At 72.1% G+C, this 18,201-nt stretch carries 11 protein-coding genes; 6 read left to right on the top strand and 5 right to left on the bottom strand.

Features of this window, described 5'->3' with window-relative positions:
- Nucleotides 1-7 precede the first annotated feature (7 nt).
- On the top strand, nucleotides 8-2,116 hold the full coding sequence (gene traA, locus GTY96_RS13720) for an outer membrane exchange protein TraA (RefSeq protein WP_235685578.1): 2,109 nt from the start codon (nucleotides 8-10) through the stop codon (nucleotides 2,114-2,116).
- On the top strand, nucleotides 2,113-3,744 hold the full coding sequence (gene traB / locus GTY96_RS13715; RefSeq protein ID WP_161664945.1) for an outer membrane exchange protein TraB: 1,632 nt from the start codon (nucleotides 2,113-2,115) through the stop codon (nucleotides 3,742-3,744). Before traA ends, traB begins: the two co-directional genes overlap by 4 nt.
- A 45-nt stretch (nucleotides 3,745-3,789) precedes the next feature.
- Here traB and GTY96_RS13710 read toward each other — a convergent pair whose 3' ends face one another.
- From GTY96_RS13710 to GTY96_RS13700, 3 genes are all read right to left on the bottom strand, one after another.
- On the bottom strand, nucleotides 3,790-4,629 hold the full coding sequence (locus tag GTY96_RS13710) for an Ig-like domain-containing protein (RefSeq protein ID WP_143903180.1): 840 nt from the start codon (nucleotides 4,627-4,629) through the stop codon (nucleotides 3,790-3,792).
- A gap of 128 nt (nucleotides 4,630-4,757) precedes the next feature.
- On the bottom strand, nucleotides 4,758-8,663 hold the full coding sequence (locus GTY96_RS13705; RefSeq protein ID WP_161665012.1) for a protein kinase domain-containing protein: 3,906 nt from the start codon (nucleotides 8,661-8,663) through the stop codon (nucleotides 4,758-4,760).
- Between the two features lie 143 nt (nucleotides 8,664-8,806).
- Entirely contained in the window at nucleotides 8,807-10,681 is a 1,875-nt protein-coding gene (locus GTY96_RS13700) for a lipase maturation factor family protein (protein WP_161664944.1), read from the bottom strand.
- 140 nt (nucleotides 10,682-10,821) lie between these two features.
- On the opposite strand from GTY96_RS13700, the gene GTY96_RS13695 reads away from it, so the two are divergent.
- On the top strand, nucleotides 10,822-11,475 hold the full coding sequence (locus GTY96_RS13695) for an MBL fold metallo-hydrolase (RefSeq protein ID WP_201756033.1): 654 nt from the start codon (nucleotides 10,822-10,824) through the stop codon (nucleotides 11,473-11,475).
- Here the strand turns inward: GTY96_RS13695 and GTY96_RS13690 are convergent.
- Nucleotides 11,472-12,263, bottom strand: a complete 792-nt coding sequence (locus tag GTY96_RS13690; RefSeq protein WP_143903186.1) for a hypothetical protein — start codon at nucleotides 12,261-12,263, stop codon at nucleotides 11,472-11,474. The genes GTY96_RS13695 and GTY96_RS13690 overlap by 4 nt on opposite strands.
- Nucleotides 12,253-13,155: a dimethylarginine dimethylaminohydrolase family protein gene (locus GTY96_RS13685; protein WP_235685576.1), complete on the bottom strand. Its 903-nt coding sequence runs from the start codon at nucleotides 13,153-13,155 to the stop codon at nucleotides 12,253-12,255. Before GTY96_RS13685 ends, GTY96_RS13690 begins: the two co-directional genes overlap by 11 nt.
- Before the next feature lie 338 nt (nucleotides 13,156-13,493).
- On the opposite strand from GTY96_RS13685, the gene GTY96_RS13680 reads away from it, so the two are divergent.
- The 3 genes from GTY96_RS13680 (at nucleotide 13,494) to GTY96_RS13670 (ending at nucleotide 18,195) form a co-directional block, all read left to right on the top strand.
- Nucleotides 13,494-14,330: a hypothetical protein gene (locus GTY96_RS13680; protein ID WP_161664943.1), complete on the top strand. Its 837-nt coding sequence runs from the start codon at nucleotides 13,494-13,496 to the stop codon at nucleotides 14,328-14,330.
- 266 nt (nucleotides 14,331-14,596) lie between these two features.
- On the top strand, nucleotides 14,597-16,207 hold the full coding sequence (locus GTY96_RS13675; RefSeq protein WP_161664942.1) for a cation:proton antiporter: 1,611 nt from the start codon (nucleotides 14,597-14,599) through the stop codon (nucleotides 16,205-16,207).
- 110 nt (nucleotides 16,208-16,317) lie between these two features.
- Complete coding sequence (locus GTY96_RS13670) at nucleotides 16,318-18,195, top strand: leucine-rich repeat domain-containing protein (protein WP_161664941.1); 1,878 nt, start codon at nucleotides 16,318-16,320, stop codon at nucleotides 18,193-18,195.
- The last annotated feature ends 6 nt before the right edge of the window (nucleotides 18,196-18,201 follow it).

The raw sequence follows: 18,201 nt of genomic DNA, 5'->3' as shown, positions 1-18,201 counted from the left end.
CGGCGCTTTGCGCCCCGCTCCCCGCTCCGTCCGCGCGCATGCCGCGCTGCTCCTGCTCGCCGTGTTCCTCGCGAGCGCGCCTGCCGTCGCGCAGAAGCTGCCGGATGTCGTGGTGACGGGAGCACCGGTGGCGCCTTCGCCGAGCAGCGACCAGGGCACTGGCATCTGCATGGCGTCCAACGTGTGGACGCGCACGGCGAATGAGTTTCCGCAGAGTCAGACGAGCTACACGGAGAACCTGAACGCATACATGGAGGAGACCAGCGCGACGCGCGTGACCTCCGTGCTGCGCTCCGCGTTCGACCTGTCCAACAATCTGAACGATGGTCGCGTGCTGAGCTACGGCGACTTCATCAACAGGGTCTCCGGCTGTGCCCAGGGCGGCTGCCCCTTCCACTACAACGACCCGAACATCAAGTTCGTCTCACGTTTCCGCGGCTACCTGAACGTCACCCAGGACAAGGTCGGGCGTGTCCTGCACTTCGGCTTCTACGCCGATGACGCCATCAGCTTCGTCATCTTCGACCGCACCGGTCGCCGCTACGACGTGGTCATCCGGCCCCCTGAGATTGGCGCGCCGACACGGCGCACCACCAACTCCGTCACCTTCACCCAGTCCGGGCTCTATCCCGTGGAGTTGCTCTACGTACAGATCGTGGAGCACGCGGCGCTGGAGTTCGCGGTGCTGGAGGGGACGACGTTCACGGACTTCGACCGCCCCGCGAACCAGCCCCCTGTCGTTCCGCTTGATCCCGATCGCTTCAAGCTCGTGGAGCCCATCCAGCTCTACCAGACGGAAACCGGCCGGCCCTCCTTCCCGGGCAACCTGGACCAGTGCGTCCAGTGCAACCGCCAGTTCGCCAATCAGCCCGGCAATGGCAGTTGCGGTCCGTCCTACTACTGCAACTCCGCTGCGCTCTGCGCCCCCTGCGACACGTCGCTGCTGTGCGGCGACACCTGCTCGCCTTGCGGACCGGCCGCGCCCATCTGCGCCCAGGTCAGCGGCCAGTTCGCCTGCGTCCAGTGCACCCAGAACAGCGACTGCGCCACCGGCCGCTGCGACCAGACCACCAACACCTGCACCGGCTGCGTCCGCGACTCCGACTGCGGCTCCGGACAGGTCTGCGACGAGCCGAACTTCACCTGCGTCCAGTGCACCTCCAACGCGGAGTGCCCCAACAGCCAGGTCTGCGACCTCGCCGCCAACACCTGCGTCGAGTGCAACGACAACACCCAATGCGCTCGCGGCGAGACGTGCTCCAACCACGTCTGCTCGCCCTGCGACACCAACGACGCCTGCGCCGGCAACTCCTGCAACTGCTGCCCCAAGGGCACCCAGTGCGCCGCGCCCACCCCCGGCGCCCCGCCGTCCTGCGTCGAGTGCACCACCGACAGCCAGTGCGCCAGCGGCAAGCGCTGCGACACCCTCAATGGCGCCTGCGTCGACACCCTCCCCCAGTGCAACACCTCCGACCGCTGCGGCCCCGGCTGCGCCAGGTGCCCCGGCGAGCGCCCCTTCTGCCTCGACGGTCAGGTCTGCGTGCAGTGCCGCAACGACCTGGAATGCGGCAACGGCCAGTTCTGCCTGAGCGGTGAATGCAGCTCGTGCACCACCGACAAGCGCTGCGGCTCCCGCTGCGATGCGTGCGACGGCGCCACCCCGTTCTGCCTCTCCGACGGCACCGTGCAGAACAGCGTCTGCGTGGGCTGCGTCAACGACTCCGACTGCGGCAGCGGCACCTGCGACCCCACCACCCGCACCTGCTCCAACACCGGCGCCTGCGCCGTGACGTGCGCCGAGAACCTCGTCTGCGATGGCACCGCGTGCGTCGAGTGCTTCGCCGACGCCCACTGCCCCTGCGGCGGCACCTGCGACCTGAGCACCAACCGCTGCCTCGAGTCCTGCACCGACAGCGGCGACTGCCTGGGCGTCGAGTTCTGCTCCGCCCAGACCCAGCAGTGCGAGCGCGGACGCCGCAAGCCCGGCACCGAGCCCCAGGGCGGCGCCTTCTGCTGCGGCACCACCGCCGAGGACACCCCCACCGGCAGCACCGCCATGCTGCTCACCCTCGCCCTGGGCTTCCTCTTCCTGCGCTCCGCCCGCCGCGTCCGATGAAGCCCTCCCGCACGCCGCTCCTCGCGCTCCTGCTCGCCCTGGGCCTGTCCGCCGCCGCCAGCGCCGCGCCGGATCCGCGCTTCAACATCCAGGTCTTCCGCCCCTCCGGAGCGCCGCAGGACCTGGTGATGGTCACCCAGTCCCGGCCCCTGTCGCACCTGTCCGTCGCCGCCGGGCCCTACTTCAGCTACTCCCTCAACCCGCTCTCGCTCGTCCCCAAGGACGGAGACCTGGGCTCCATCAGCCTCGTGGGCAACCGGCTCCAGCTGGACGTCATGGCCGCGGTGGGCCTCTTCGACTGGGCCGAGGTGGGCGTGGACATGCCCCTCGTGCTCCTCCAGGGCGGCCAGAACCTGGAGGTCATCGGCACGGAGGGCGCCGTCCAGAGCTTCGCCCTGGGCGACCTGCGCCTCACCGGCAAGGTGGCCATCCCCGGCCTGCGCCGCCCCGCGGAGGGCCATGGCTGGGGCGCCGCGCTCACGCTCAACGTCAGCTTCCCCACCGGCGTGCAGGATGCCTTCGCGGGCGACGGCGAGCTCACCTGGGCGCCGGGCCTGGTGCTCGACTACCGCTTCGAGTCCGGCATCCTCCTGGCCTTCAACGGCGGCTTCTGGAAGCGGCCGGACCGCATCTTCAGCGGCGTGCGCCTGGGGGACATGGCGCCCTTCGGCCTGGGCACCGAGGTGCCCCTCTTGCGCGGCAGCGGCATCACCGCGCTCGGCATGGTCAACGGCGCCTTCGGCCTCAAGAAGGAGCCCGGCCAGGAGCGGCAGATCCCCGCGGAGCTGCTCATCGGCCTGCGCTGGTACAGCTCCCTGGGCGTCACCTTCACCTTCGGCGGCGGCCTGGGCTGCGGCTGCTCCCTGGCGTCGCCGAACCTGAGCTTCTTCACGTCCATCATCTGGGTGCCCGCCAAGACGCGCGAGTGGGAGGCCATCGAGCGCTTCAAGGATCCGCAGCCTCCGCCTCCGCCGCCCCCGCCGCCCGTGGACCCCGACGGCGACGGCGTCATTGGCGAGAAGGACCGCTGCCCGGACGTCGCGGGCCCGGTGGAGAACAGCGGCTGCCCGGACATCGACACGGACTCCGACGGCGTGGTGGACCGCATCGACAAGTGCCCGGACGTCCCCATGGGCAAGCGCGGCCGTGACGGCTGTCCGCTCGCGCGCACGTCCGGCAACAAGATCGTCATCCTGGAGCAGGTGAACTTCGCCACCGACCAGGACGTCATCCTCTCCGAGTCCTACCCCGTCCTGGAGGAGGTCGCCCGGGTGATGGAGGTGAACCCGGCGATGGATCGCATCCTCATCGAGGGCCACACCGACTCGCGCGCCAGCGACCAGTACAACCTGGAGCTGTCCAAGCGCCGCGCCGCCAGCGTGAAGCGCTTCCTCATCGAGAGCGGCGTCGCCGCGGAGCGCGTGTGCTCGCAGGGCTTCGGGCGCAGCATGCCGGTGGCGGACAACGCCTCCGAGGAGGGCATGGCCCTCAACCGCCGCGTCGAGTTCACCATCCAGCCGCCGTCCGACGGCCCGCGCCCGCCCTGCCCGGATGACGCGGAGGCCGCCTCCAAGAAGGGCCGCGGCAAGCGCCCGGCGCCCCCCAAGACGCCCGCGCCGAAGAATTAGTCGCCGGGCCCGCCGCTCCAGGGCGGCGGGCCGGGTCCGCGGGCGCTACTCGACGATGAAGTCCGCGGCGGTGCGGCGCCGGCCGGCCACCACCGACACCACCGCGCGGCCCGGGCCCACGGCCGTCACGCGGCCCTCGGGCGACACCGTCACCACGGCCGAGTTCGAGCTGAACCACTCCAGCGGCACGCGGTCCAACGCCACGCCGTTGCGGTTGTACGCCTTCGCCTGGACCATCACCGACTGGCCCTTCTTCTTGAAGGTGTACGAGGTGAGGTTCAGGCCCAGGCGGGAGAAGTCCGGCGGCACCACCTGCACGGCGATGGCGCGGTTCAGGTGTCCCAGCGTCGCGGTGACGGTGGCCACGCCCGCCGACGCGGCGATGAGCTCGCCGTTCTCCACGCGCGCCACCTCGTCGTTGCTGGAGCGGAAGAGGGGCGCGGCGTCCGCGATGACGTGGCCCGCCTCGTTTCGCGCCACCACGCGCAGCTTGATGGTGCGCCCCACCTCCACGAAGTCCGCGCCCGGCGCGCGCACGTCCAGCGAGGCGAGGATGGTGAGGTCCAACGGCAGCGCCGCCTTCGCCCGCCCGCCCTGCACGCCGATGATGGTCTTCCCGGACTTGCGCGCCACCACCGTGCCGTCCTCCTGCACGGAGGCCACCTCCGGCGCGGAGCTGGTCCAGCGCAGCCGCGCGTCCATCATCTTGCGTCCATCCGCGTCCAGCACCGTGTAGTTCAGCGGAAGGTTCTGCCCCTGCGTGCGCAGGTAGCGCAGCTCGGGCGGCTCCAGCGTGATGGTCGTGGGCGACGGGCCACACGCGCCGAGCACGCCCAGCGAGAGGAGACCCAACAGGGAAAAGGAGAAGGGACGTGAGGTCTTCACGAAGGCAGGCACGCGGGCGAATGGGGGAGACGTGAGTCTATCGACAGACCCTCCCGGGAGCGGGAAAACCGCGCCCCCGGGCGACGAAGTCCTGCCGCCTGCACGCCTGCTGACGCCTTTTGCCCACTTCAGCGGCGGGGCGTGCGGGCCTCCATCGTCTCCAGCACCTGCGCGGCCAGGGCCTCCCCCTCCCGCCATCCCGCCACCCGGGCGCGCTCCCTCGCCTGCTCCAGCCGCTCGCGGGCCTCCGGGCCCCGGCCTCCCACCACCAGCAGGCGCCCGGCGTTGAAGTGGATGCGCGCCGCCTCCTGCGCGTCGCCGCCCTGCTCGGCCAGGGTGAGCGCGCGCTCCAGGTCCGCCAGCGCCTGGCCCGGCTCGCCGGAGAGGACGCGCAGACCCGCCAGCTGCGACAGCGCCCGCGCCTGTCCCACCGCGCTGCCCACCGACCGGGACTGCTCCGCCGCGCGCGTGAAGGCCACCCGCGCCCGGTCCAGCTGCCCCAGCCGCTGCTGCAACCGCCCCAGCAGCAGGTAGTGCTCCCAGTAGAAGTCCGGCGCCCGAGGGGTCCGGCTGCCCATGCGCTGGAAGGCCCGCGCCAGCAGCTCCACCGCGGCCGTCGTCTCGCCCTTGGCCTCGCGCACCCGCGCCAGCTCCCCCAGCACGCGGGCCTCGACCTCCGGGTCCGCGCCCGCCGGCCCCTGCGCCATGCTCAGGCGCACCTCCGCGTCCTCCACGCGCCCCAGCTTCAGCTCCGCGGTGGCCAGCCTGCGCGCGGCCTCCGCCCACGGGCCGGGCGTCTGCATCACCGGCACGCGGTCCAGCCACGGCGTCACCAGCCCATCCACGGCCGCGGGCTCCGCGTGTGTCAGGCACTCCGCCGCGCGCGCGAGCACGTCCAGCTGCCAGCGCACCACCGTCGCCGTCGCGCCAGGCGCGCGGCCCAGCGCCCAGCGGTAGAACTCCACCGCCGCGCGCCACTCGCCGCGCGCCGCGAACCAGTCTCCCGCCCGCTCGCACGCGGCCGGCGCGCCCGGCGCCTCCGCGCCCAGCAGGTGGTCCGCCACGCGCACCTCGCGGGCCGGCTCCTGGGCGAAGGCCTCCCGCTCCAGCGCCTCCGCCAGCTCCTCGTGCGCGCTCCGCAGCTGCGAGGGCGAGAGGCGCTCGCGCAGCACCTGCCGCGCCTCCTCGCGCGTGAAGCGGAAGATGCCGGGCTGCTGGGGCACGGGCACCACCCACTCCGCGTCGTCGAGCACCTCCACGCCCACCGGGCCGGGCAGCGACGCGCGCACCAGCTCCGCCGAGAAGAGCGACCCCTCCACCGCGGCGCGCTGGAGGAAGCGCAGCGACGCGGCGGGCAGCAGCTCCAACCGCGCCCCCAGCACCTGCCCCAGGTCCTGCGGCAGCGCCGCGGCGGACAGCGGCCCATTGGTCTGGAAGCCCTCCTCCGTGCGCAGCAGCACGCCCACCGCGACGAGCAGCCGCACCAGCGCCAGCGCATGCGCGGGATTGCCGCGCACCCGGTCCCCCACCGCCCGCTCCAGCGAGGGCGACAAGGGCAGGCCCAGGCTCGCGGTCAGCAGCGCGTTCAGCTCCGAGGACGACAGCCCCTCCAGCACCGTCACCGGAAGGGGCGACAGGGCCGTGGGCACCGCGTCCACGTCGCCCGTGCCCACCAGCGCGACGCGCGTGTCCTTCGCGCCCAACACGCCCGCGAGCAGCTCCAGCGAGGCGCCGTCCACCCGGTGCACGTCGTCCACCAGCAGCAACAGCCCGGACGGCCGCGCCACGCGTTGGATCGCGTCCACCACCGCCACGTCCCCCGCGGCCAGGTGCCCACCCACCGGCGCGCCCCGCGCGAGCCGCCGCCAGAGCGCCGCGGCCTCCGGCTCGGAGAAGCCCAGGCCCACGAGCGACGCCGCACTCGCGTCCGCGCCGGGCCCGGAGCGCGAGAGGGACGCGAACACCGTGCGCCACAGCCCCAGCGCGCCCGCGGAGCGCGGGTCTCCGCCCCACGCGTACACCACCCGCGGCGATGACGCGCCCGCCGCCAGCTCCGCCACCGCCTCCAGGAAGCGGCTGCGGCCCACCCCCGTGGGTCCGACGAAGAGCCGCGCGCCGCCCTCGCCCTTGCGCGCGGACTCCACCACCGCGCGCGCCTGGGCCAGGGCCTCGTCGCGCCCCACCAGCGCGTCGCCTCGGGACGCGGGCACGCCGGACTCCACCCGCCACGCCGGGCCCCCGGGCAGCTCGCGCGCCGCGCCGATGCGCACGCCCCCTGTCTCCACCAGCAGCGCCTTCACCGACGCGCCCACGAGCAGCTCTCCGGGCGCCGCCGCGTCCGCCAGCGCCAGCGCCCGCGCCAGCCCCATGCCGGACAGCCGGGCGCCGTCCGCGTCCGCGCTCACCCGCACCACGCCGGACTCCAACCCCCGCCGCGCCGCCACCCCCGCGAGCCCCAGCTCCTCCGCGCACGTCAGCGCCCGCGACGCGTCGTCCTGGCGGGCCTGCTGGAGCCCGAAAGGCAGACACCAGTGCGTGCCCGACAGCGCCATCGCCTCCACCTGGTGGCGCACCGCCACGGACGCCACCGCGTCGCGCAGCCGGGCCGCGTCCGCCGGTTCGCAGGCCACCACCAGCAGCGTGAGCCGGCGCATCAGCGCCTGCGCGTCCAGCGCGCGGATCTTCACCGTGGGGCCCGGGGCCTCGTCCCCCAGCGCCGGAGGCGCGTCGTCCTCGTCGGAGGTGAGCGGCGACGCGGAGAGCACGGACACCAGCGGCGCGGGCACCTCCATCGTCGGGTCCGTGGGCGGCTCGTGCACGGCGCCGTCGTCGCGCCGGGCCGCGGGCGCCTTGGCCGTTGGCGCGTCGGGGAGCTCCTCGTCGCCCAGGTGCACGGGCGGCTCGCTCAACACGGGCATCAGCGGAAGCTGCGGCGCGACGGCACCGGCCGCGGGCGTGAGCGAGTTGCCGCACGCGGGACAGAAGCGGTTGGTCGCGCTGGTGGACTGGCCACAGCGCGGACACGACACGCTGGAGGGCTCACGGGCCGGGTGCAGCCCCGGCTCCACGCTGCCCGCGTCGCGCAGCCGCGCGAGCACCGACTCGCCCACCAGCCGCGTCACCACCGCGGAGACGCTCTCCCCCGGCGCCTCCGGCACCTCGTCCAGATAGGCCTGGAGCGCGCGCGCCACGTCGGCGCATCTCGCGAAGCGCTGCGCGGGCGCGCGGTGGAGCGTGCGCAGGATGATCTGCTCCAACAGCGGAGACAGCCCCTCCACGAACTGCGACGGCTTGGGCACCGCCGCCAGGGCAATCCTTCGCATCGCCTCCGCGGGGTTGTCCGTGTCGATGAACGGCCGGCGCGTGCACAGCTCCCACAGCACCACGCCCAGCGCGAACTGGTCGCTCGTGCCGGCGACGGGTTCGTTGCGCACCTGTTCGGGCGACATGTAGCGCAGCTTGCCCTTGAGCACGCCGGTGCGCGTGCGGCTGGCGCGGATGGTCGCCTTGGCCACGCCGAAGTCCACCACCTTCGTCACGCCATCCAGGCGCACCATGATGTTCTGTGGGCTGATGTCCCGGTGCACCAGCTCCAGCGACGCGCCCTGGTTGTCCCGCGCGTGGTGCGCGTGGTCCAGGCCCAGCGCCGCGTCGCGGATCAACTGCGCGCACACCCGGTGGGGCAGCGGCGTGGCGGCCCGCTGCGCCGCCTTCGCCAGCCGGCCCAGGTTCTCGCCCTCGATGTACTCCATGGCGATGTAGAACGTGCCCTGCCACGCGCCGACCTCGTACAGCGAGACGACGTTCGGGTGGTTCAGGTGCGCCGCGACCCGGGCCTCGTCGAGGAACATCTCCACCGACCCCTCGTGCTCCAGCAGGTCCGGCAGCAGGCTCTTGAGGATGACGGGGCGCTCGAAGCCGCTCACCCCCACCTGACGGGCCAGGAAGATTTCGCCCATGCCCCCCACGGCCAGGCGGCGGAGGACCGCGTACCTGCCGAAGATGAGGGAAGACGGGGAAGCACCGGACACCATCGCGACTGCCACCGTACCTACCGATCGCCATCCCCCGCCAGTCCCCGTCCCCTCCCTTTGCTCCATGCCCACCGTCCGGCCGGGCCCATGCCGTGTGGGGGGCCCACGCACCGGGCGTGGTTGGGATTGGGCGGGGCTGCTTCTCAGACGTGCCAGGTCAGCCGGCCGCCCTGCTCGGACGTGCCGGGCGTGAGGGTCAGGGGCGACACATACAGCCCATGCCGTTCCCGCTTCCACCACGCCCCGGTGCGCTGGCGCTCCTCCCGGGACGTCATCCGGTAGTCGTGGAGCACGGCGCGCACGACGCGGGGCGGGTGGTCTGGAAAGGGATTGGCGGCGAACAGCCTCAGGACCTCCGGTGAACCCTCCAGCAGCCGCTCCATCAGGGTGATGAACCAGGAGGGCGGCGACCCCAGCGCGGCGAACCACATCTGCCAGTCCAGCCGGGGCTGGTGGGGCGCCACCTGGCGCGGCGGCCGGTCCAGCGCGGACGTCTTGTAGCGGAACGGGTACTCCACCCAGTGCACGCCGTCATCGGAGCCCTCCAGCGTGATCTCCGGCCGGTCCACCGTCATCACGGAGAACAGGCCGTAGGAGTTCACCGAGTGCAACGGCAGCAGCCGGTCCTCCAGCCAGTCCACCGCCGCCACCAGGCGCGCGGGGCCCCTCGGCCACCACCCCATCCGGCGGAGGAGCTCCGCCGAGCCCAGCGCGAGCACCGGCACCGCCGTGGCCGCCGACAGCGCCGTGCCCAGCGCGGACGGCCTCCGCGCGGGTCCGGCGTCGCGCCACCAGCGCGAGGGGAGCACGCGGCGCAGGGCCGCGTCGTCCAGCAGCCACAGCCCCAGGGCCTGCGACTGGACGTTGAAGAAGCCGTAGTTGCCCGTGGCGACGATGGCCGCCTGCAGCGCGGAGAAGATGCCGAAGGCGACCTGCCGCACGCGCCGGGGACCGAAGGCGAGGAAGGGCACCGCCGTCTCCGCCGCCAGCACCGCCGCCGTGCCCGCGTGACGCACCGGGCGGGGCAGCTGGTGCGCGGCCCAGCCGCCGCGCGTGGGCAGGGGCGCGGTCTCGAAGTAAACGTCGCACGCGCTCAGGTCGCGCCACGTCTGGTCGCGCGAGTGGAACTTGCTCATCCCCGAGCCGAAGTAGAGCCGGAACACGAGCATCCGGAAGAGGAGGACCTCCAACGCGGACACATCCCGCTTCCCCAGCCCCGGCCGCACGCCGCCCGGCGCGGTGAGCGCGCCCAGCGCCCCCATCTCCAGGAGCAGCACGTCCCACTGGAACGACAGGAACTCGCGCCCCAGCGACACATAGGACAGGTACAGCCCCCACAGCCCCGCGGCGCTCAGGCGCGGGGCGACGTTGAAGAGCAGCGCCAGCGACAGGCCCTGTCCCACGCGGCAGCCGCGCACCAGCGCCGCGTCGGACGCGTCCCTCCAGAACACGGAGGGGCGCCGCCACCGGCCCTGCGCCGCCCAGCGCTCCGACTGCGCCAGGTCGCGGATGGGGCGGATGCCCTTCTCGCCATAGAGCCCCAGCACCTGCCGGCCCAGCGACGTGAAGGCGATGAGGAAGGTGCCGCCCATCAGCCGCAGGAAGAGCCAGCGCACGCGCCGGTGTTCGGCGGGCTCCGTCACCCGGCTGAACAACCACGTGTCCCACCGCGCCGCGCGGCCCCGGTGCCGCGCGATGACCGAGTACACCGCGCCCGCCGCCTGCTGGATGCCGGGCAGCAGCCCCAGCCGCGCGGCGAAGCGCGTGCCCCAGCGAGGCGACCAGGCGAGCATCCGGAAGACCGCCTCCGCGCCCGAGGAGCGGCGCCCGGAAGGCTCCACCAATTGCAGGGCCCGCCGCATGTCCTGACGGGAGATGCCCAGGAGCGCGCGCAGCCATCCGCTGGCGCGCACGAAGCGCACCCGCCCCTGGGTGTCCCCGCGCCAGCGCGCCACCCAGCGCTTGCAGAAGCCACAGTCCCCATCGAACAGCACCAGCGGTCGGGTCATCGCGCGCATCGCGTCTCTCCTGACGTCCAACGACAAAGGTGCGCGCGGCGGGCGGGATGCGAAGGGGGTGGGAGGGGCCGCTGGAGGAGCAGGCGGGCGGAGGGGCGGGCGCCCGTGTCATCCGCGCGCCGGTGCCTAGCTTTGTCCGCATGAGCGAGCCCAAGGCCCAGGCGAAGAAGACGGACGAGATCGTCCCGGGAGTGCACCACTGGACCGTCGCCGACGACCGGCTCGGCGGCCTGCGCAGCGACGCCTACGCGGTGGTGGACGACGACGGCACCGTCACCCTCATCGACCCGCTGCCCATCGACGAGAAGGCCCTGCGCAAGCTGGGCGACATCGACGCCATCGTGCTCACCGCGGGCAACCACCAGCGCTCCGCGTGGCGCCTGCGCAAGGCGTTCGGCGTGCCCGTCTGGGCCCCGGAGGGCGCGCTGGGCCTGGGGGAGAAGCCGGACTTCGAATACGTGAACGGGACCATCCTGCCCGGCGGCCTCAACACCTTCCAGACGCCAGGGCCCACGGAGGCCATGTACACGCTCTGGCTCCAGAAGAGCCCGCACGCGGTGGTCTTCATCTCCGACCTGCTGTCACGCGAGGGCCGGGGCGCGCCGACGTTCGTCCCCAGCGAGTACCAGGACGAACCCCTGCGCACGCGCACCAGCGTCCAGCGCATCCTGGACCACCTGCCCCTCCAGACCGTCTGCTTCGCGCACGGCGCGCCCATCCTCAAGGAGGGCGCCGCGGCCCTGCGCAAGGCGCTGGAGCAGGACGAGGAGTTCCCCAGCGCCCCGGCGCCCTAAGGCGCCAGCTCACGCACCAGCACGTGGCCGCCGTCCTGGCCGGGAGGCACCAGTTCCAACCGGGCCCCCGCCTCCGCTCGGTCCAGCAGCGTGCCCAGCGCCACCAGGTCGGTGACGGGGATGCGGGTGGCGAAGGCCTGCTCCTCGCCCCGCGACATCGCCTGGGCCACGCGGGCCTCGTCGGCGAGGTCCGTCTCGTAGACGAAGGTGCGCTCGTCGTAGTCGTGCCCGCCGGGGACGCGCCCCACCAGCCGCATGGGCCCCAGCCGCGTGTGCACGCGCACCGCCGGGTTGTCCCACTGGGTGACGCCCCGCAGGCGCTTCGCGCGCACCATGCCGAGCGTGAGCGTCTTCACCCACGAGGACGCGCCCCGCCCCGGCAGGAAGCTGAACAGCGACACGCCCACGAACAGCCCCGGCGTCAGCGACGGCGCCACGTAGCAGGCCGCGCCAATGGCCAGCTCCTCGTCCGCCAGCAGCAGCCGCTCGCGCGCCGGCGCCTTCAACAGCCGCGCGGGGCAGCGCAAGAGCCCGATGGCGCCGGGCAGCAGGTACAAGTCCGACAGCACCCAGCGCGGCACGCCGATGCCACCGAACGCGAGCTGGTTGAGCGTCAGGTATTGCCGCGCCAGCTCCGCGTTGTGCTCCGCCAGCAGGTGCGTCACCGGGATGCCATGCGGGGCCAGGTCCAGCGACGGCACGTGCACGCCGGAGCCCAGCGCCTGCAAGGACAGCTCCGGGTTCGCGGCGAAGAACGCCTGAGCCAGCGACGCGAGCTCACCCGCCATCGGCTTCGATGTCCTTCGCCACGACGTCCAGCCGGCACTCGGGAGGAAGGTGGAGGCGGGAGGCGTCCACCGACGCGCGCGACACCAGACAGCGCGACGAACCACCGCCCTTCTCCGTCAGCTCCGGCATCGGCATGGACACCACGCGCATGCCCAACCCCTCCAACAACGCCACCACGTGCGCGGGCATCACCGTGGGCGCGAGCAGGTCCCGGCCCAAAGGCAGACCATTGGTCGCGTAGCGGCGGATGTCCGCCTCCGTCACCCGCACCAGCCGGTTCGCGCCGAAGCGCTGCTCCAGCAGCGCCACGGACTCCGGCGCCATCACGTCCGGGCAGACGACCAGCCGGTCCACCGCGGGCAAGGGCAGCACCGCCATGTTCCCGTGGAACGCGGGCTCGCGCACCTGGACGCGCAGCACCTCGCCGGGGAAGAACGGCTCCGCCGCCGCCAGGCCGTCCAGCGTGGTGCGCCCGCCCCAGAACAGCAGCGTCACGCCGTCGAACGTCGCCACGTCCCCGTGCGCCTCCCAGATGCCCACGCCCGGGTCCACCACCTCCAGGCCCATGCGCCGGGCCAGCGGGGTCCAGTGGTCGCGCTCCGCGAAGCGGTGCGCGCTCATCATGCGAGGCAGCAGGAACAGCGGAGCCTGCCCCTCGCGGGCCACCACCTGGCCGCACTCGGCCGCGTACGGCATGCCCGTCAGCGCGTCCGAGGGCGAGGGCAGCGCCACCACCGTGCCCCCGCGCGACTCGATGTGCCGGGCCAGCGTCAGCCACTCCCGCCGCGCGCCGCGCGCATCCGCCGGGGCGGCCTCGCGGCTGCGGAAGTTCGACCGGCCTCGCAGCGCCCAGCCCCGGCCCGGCGGCGACATCAGGAAGAGGTCCATCATCCGTTCGACTCTAGGCCACCCGGGGCAGGTCCTGTCAGAGGTAACAGGACCGCTCATCGCCGGTCATCTCGTGGAGCGCGCAGGCCGCTCTCCGCCGGAAAGCACGACCGGAGACCCGAGACGACGACCCGGTCGCCACGCGAAGGGACGTCCTTGAGAGGGAATTCAAACTCACGTTCACGCGGCAACAATTCTATTTCAGGGGTGATCCGTGACACGACCGGGATGTCCGTCCCTTTGCCTCACCACCGGCATAGCGTGAACCCTCCCGGGCTCCTCCATCGACGCGCCCGGCTCCGGCGAACGCACCCTCTTCCGAGCATCGATTCCCTTCCCATATGCCCATGCCTTCATGCTCCTGGCACCGCATCGTCGGCCTCGCCGCCACCCTGGGCCTTTGCGCTTGCGGAGGTCCCGACAACACCTACCTGCTCGACTTCGGCTACCACTCGGACACCCTCCTGGTGGCCTCGGACTACAGCAGCTTCACCCTGGCCCCGAGCACCTTCTTCTCGCTCGACCGCACCTTCTTCACGTTGGAGACCCTGACCTTCAGGCTGGAGGACCTGCGGATGGACCTTCCGCCCACGGCGCGCTGCGAGGACTACGAGGAGGTGCTCTCCCCGCAGATGTCCTGTCAGGACTCCGTGCCGGAGCCCCCTGGCAAGCGCCCTCGCGAGGCCCCCGTGAGCCGGCCTGGCGTGCTTCACCTCCCGGGCCCCGTGGAGTTGGGCACCGGCAAGCCCCTGTCCTTGGGGGGCGAGCAGGTGTTCATCCCCCGCGGCTATTATCGCGCCATCGACACGCGGTGGGTCCCGGGGACACCGGAGCACCCCAGCTTCCAGCTTCGCGCATACTTCATCTACCGGGCGAAGCTCCACGTGCTGGAGTTCGCCTTCCAGTCGGACGAGCCCATGCGCTTCGAACACCGGGGCGTGCCGACGGGACTGCCCGAGGAGTTCTCGGAGCATCCCGCCGCCTTCGGCGGAAGTCTGGACATGGGCGACTGGCTCGCGGACATCGACATCTCGGGCTGCCTGGCGGCTGGGGACCTGACCCTGGACGGGAACGTGCTGCGGCTCGAGACCGGACGGGGCGCCTGCGCGAATGCCGCCACGAACCTGCGGCTCAACATCCAGCGGAGTGGCGACCTGTTCACCGGGCTGCGCCGGTAGACACGCCTCCCGCCTCCGTCGCGTGCGCCAGCACCTTGCCGCGACGCTCACCGAGAACCACGCGAGTCTGGACGACGGCGGAGACTCCTCGGTGACCAAGCGCGTGCAATCCGTCGGGGGGAGGAGCACGGCGACCGGGCCCCCCGCCCACGAGGGGCAGCGCCAGCCTCCCCGCACCCTCTCGTTTTTCACCGGAAGGGGGTCCTCAAACGCCCCGCGTGCATGGCATCCTCGCCCTCTTTGAGCACAAACGTGGCTGGGGATTCATGCACTTCGAGTTGGCCTTCGTGCTGCTCTTCTCCATCGCGACAGCGGTGGCGATCGCTGCGCGCTACTTCAAGTTTCCGTACACGGTGGCGCTGGTGCTGGCGGGCCTGGGCCTGGGCATCGTGCACGTCTTCGAGCCGCCGCACCTGACGAAGGAGCTGCTGTTCGCGGTCCTCCTGCCGGGGCTCTTGTTCGAGGCGGCCTTCCACGTCGACTTCCGCAAGTTCTGGAAGAACAAGCTGGCCATCACCTCGCTGGCGATTCCGGGGGTGGTGGCGTCCATGGGGCTCACGGCGCTGCTGTTGTCCCCGGCGATGAAGGGGATGAACGCGCTGGAGGGCTTCGGGCTCATCCACGCGATGGTGTTCGCGTCGCTCATCGTGTCAACGGACCCCATCGCGGTGGTGGGCCTGTTCAAGGCGCTGGGGGCGCCCAAGCGGCTGGCCATCCTGGTGGAGGGGGAGAGCCTGCTCAACGACGGCACCTCCGTGGTGCTGTTCACGCTGGTGGTGGGCGTGGCCAACGGCGCGCAGTTCACCGCGGGCGGCGCGGTGCTGGACTTCATCAAGGTCGCCGGCATGGGTGCCTTCATCGGCATCGCGGTGGGCTTCGCGGTGGCGAAGGTCATCCTGCGCGTGGAGGACGCGATGGTGGAGATCACCTGCACCGTCATCGCCGCGTACGGGTCCTTCGTGGTGGCGGAGCACTTCCACTATTCGGGCGTCATCGCGACGGTGGTGGCCGGCATGCTGTGCGGCAACTGGGCGGCGCAGGAGGGCATGGGCCCCACGACGCGCATCGCGGTGGAGAGCTTCTGGGAGTATCTGGCCTTCGCGCTCAACTCCGTGGTGTTCCTGCTCATTGGCCTGGAGGTGCAGCTCAGCTCGCTGCTCGCGTCATGGCTGCCCATCCTGCTGGCGTACGGGGCGGTGATGCTGGGCCGCGCGGTGGTCGTCTACGGCGTGTCCGGCCTGCTGCGGCTCACGCCGGAGCGCATGCCGTGGAAGTGGAGCGCGGTGCTCACCTGGAGCGGCCTGCGCGGCGCGGTGTCCATGGTGCTGGTGCTCGGCCTCCCGGACGACTTCGCCCACCGGGAGCTGCTGGTGAACATGACGTTCGGCGTGGTGGTGCTGTCCATCATCTTCCAGGGCCTCACCATGGCGCCGGTGCTCAAGAAGCTGGGCATCACCGGCCTCAAGGACGTGTACCAGGAGCAGTACGAGCTGGCCCGGGGCAAGCTGGGCGCCATCCACGCGGCGCTCGCGGCGCTGGAGGCCATGCGCCGCTCGCGCGAGATTCCGGTGGACGTGCTGGAGCCCCTGGAGCGCGACTACCAGCAGAAGGCCCAGGCGGTGACCCAGGAGCTCACGGGGCTCAAGCAGCAGTCCAACCGCTTCCATGAGGAGGAGCAGCAGGAGGCCATCCGCCGCGTCCTCATCGTGGAGAAGGACGCCCTCTTCAGCGCCTACCAGAAGGGCACGCTCAACAAAGAGGTCTTCGAGCACCTCACCGCGGAGCTGGACGAGCGCATCTCGAAGGCGAAGGACGCGGAGGCCCACGTCCCCCTGGAGGACGCCCACGCCCCTCCCCCGGAGGCGCTGGCGTCCTGAGCAGGGCTTCGCTCCGACGACCCGGGCGGGCCCTTCCCGTCGTATGAAGGGAACCGGGCCCGGTGTCGTCGCGGCGTCGCGAGCGAACCGGTGCGCAGGAGAAGCGACCCATGCGGCGGACCTGGAACACCTGGATGGCCCTCTGCCTCATCGCGGCGGGGTGCGCGCCGCTCGACCTGACGCCCTTCACCCCCCAGGCCCGCTCCCGGGTCCTGGTTGAACCCCCGGGCACCGCGTGTCCCCACGGCGGGAAGGCCATCCAGACGGGCCTGGACCGCGATGGGGACGGCGTGCTGGGGGACGATGAGGTCACCCACACCGAGTACGTCTGCGCGGAGGCCACCGCGGTGCTGTTGCGGACGGTGCCGCTCGCGCCCGGCGCCCAGTGCCCGGAGGGTGGGCAGGTCACCCAGGCGGGGCTGGACCTGAACGGCGACGGCGTGCTGGACGACACGGAGGTCACTCGCGAGGTCCCCGCCTGCACGCGCTCCGCGACCGTGCGCACCCGGACCCGCACGGTGCTGAGCAGCGAGGTCTGTCGCTCCGCCGCGACCATCCTGGAGGTGGGCGAGGACGTGGATGGCAATGGCGTCCTCGGCACCTCGGAGGTCCAGGCCTCCCATCACTTCTGCCTCCTGAACGACACGCAGCGCCAAGTGCAGGTGCAGGTCCAGCCCGAGCCCGCTGGCGGAATCTGCGGACGACCCGGCGTCCGCGTGGATGCCTTCATCGACCTGAACGACAACGGCCAGCGGGACCCCGACATGGAGGAGCTGATCACCCTCCCGGTGTGTCAGCCCGTCCGCGTCCACGAGGGGAGCTACGTGGTGCGCAACGCGACGGACCTCGCGGCGCTCCGGGGTGTCACCCGCGTGAACGGGGACCTGTTCGTCAACTCGGAGACCCTTTCGGAGTTCGCGTTGCCGGAGCTGTCCGTCGTGGTCGGCAGCCTGCGCATCGATACCAACCCCCTGCTCACCCGCGTGGACCTGCCCGGCCTCCGCTTCGCCACGACCGTGGCCCTGGACAGGAACGCGGAGCTGACCACGGCCTCCATGGGCGACCCGGCCGGAATGGTCTCCGTGCAATGGGACCTGTTCGTGCAGCACAATCCGCTGCTCACCACGCTCGATGGGCTGCGAGCCCTGGCGCCAGGTGGGGCGCTGACCGTGCTGGACAACGCGCGGCTGGAGACCCTTGGGTTCCCCGCCATCATCGGTCTCGCAAAAGCCCTCACCGTGGAGGAGAACCCGCGGCTGCGCACGCTGTCCCTGCCCCGGCTCCAAACCACGGGCTCGGTCTCGCTGATCGGCGCCACGGCGCTGGAGTCCCTGGCCGGGCTGTCCGAGCTGCGCACCGTCGAGAGCCTGTCCCTCATCGGCAACGGCGCGCTGACCCGCCTGGACGGACTGGACAGCCTCGTCTCCGCGGGCGCCATCACGCTCGACAACAACGCGAGGCTCCAGACGACGGCGGGCTTCCCCCAGCTCGTCCGCGCGGGCTCCGTGACCATCAGCAACAACGCCCTGCTGGAGTCCGCGGGCGGCATGCCCCTCCTGCGGACCGTGTCGGAGTCGTTCACGGTCCTCAACAACCCGAAGCTGCGGACGGTGTCGGGCCTGGACCTGCTCGACTTCGCCCACAGCGTCAGCGTGGAGCAGAACCCGATGCTCAACGACCTGATCGGCTTCGGCAACCTGATGCGGCTGGACCGCCTGTCGGTCCGCGACAACGAGCGCCTGGAGACGCTGGCTCGCTTGATGGACCTGCGCCGGCTCGAGTTCCTCGTCGTGACGGACAACGTGAACCTGAAGGAGCTGCGCCTGGACGGGCTGGAGGCCGTGGAGCAGGGCTTCACCATGACGGGCAACCTCACGCTGCCCACGTGCCTCGCGCGGGACCTGGCGAACCGGACCTTCAGCGGGAAGCCGGGCAACGTCACCATCGCGGGCAACGGCGACTTCCCGAGCGCCTGCACCAACCCCTAGCCCCGC

The organism is Corallococcus silvisoli, assembly GCF_009909145.1.
GTDB lineage: Bacteria > Myxococcota > Myxococcia > Myxococcales > Myxococcaceae > Corallococcus > Corallococcus silvisoli.
The sequence above is the reverse complement of the archived record's forward strand: the minus strand, read 5'-3'. Positions and strand labels throughout refer to the sequence as shown.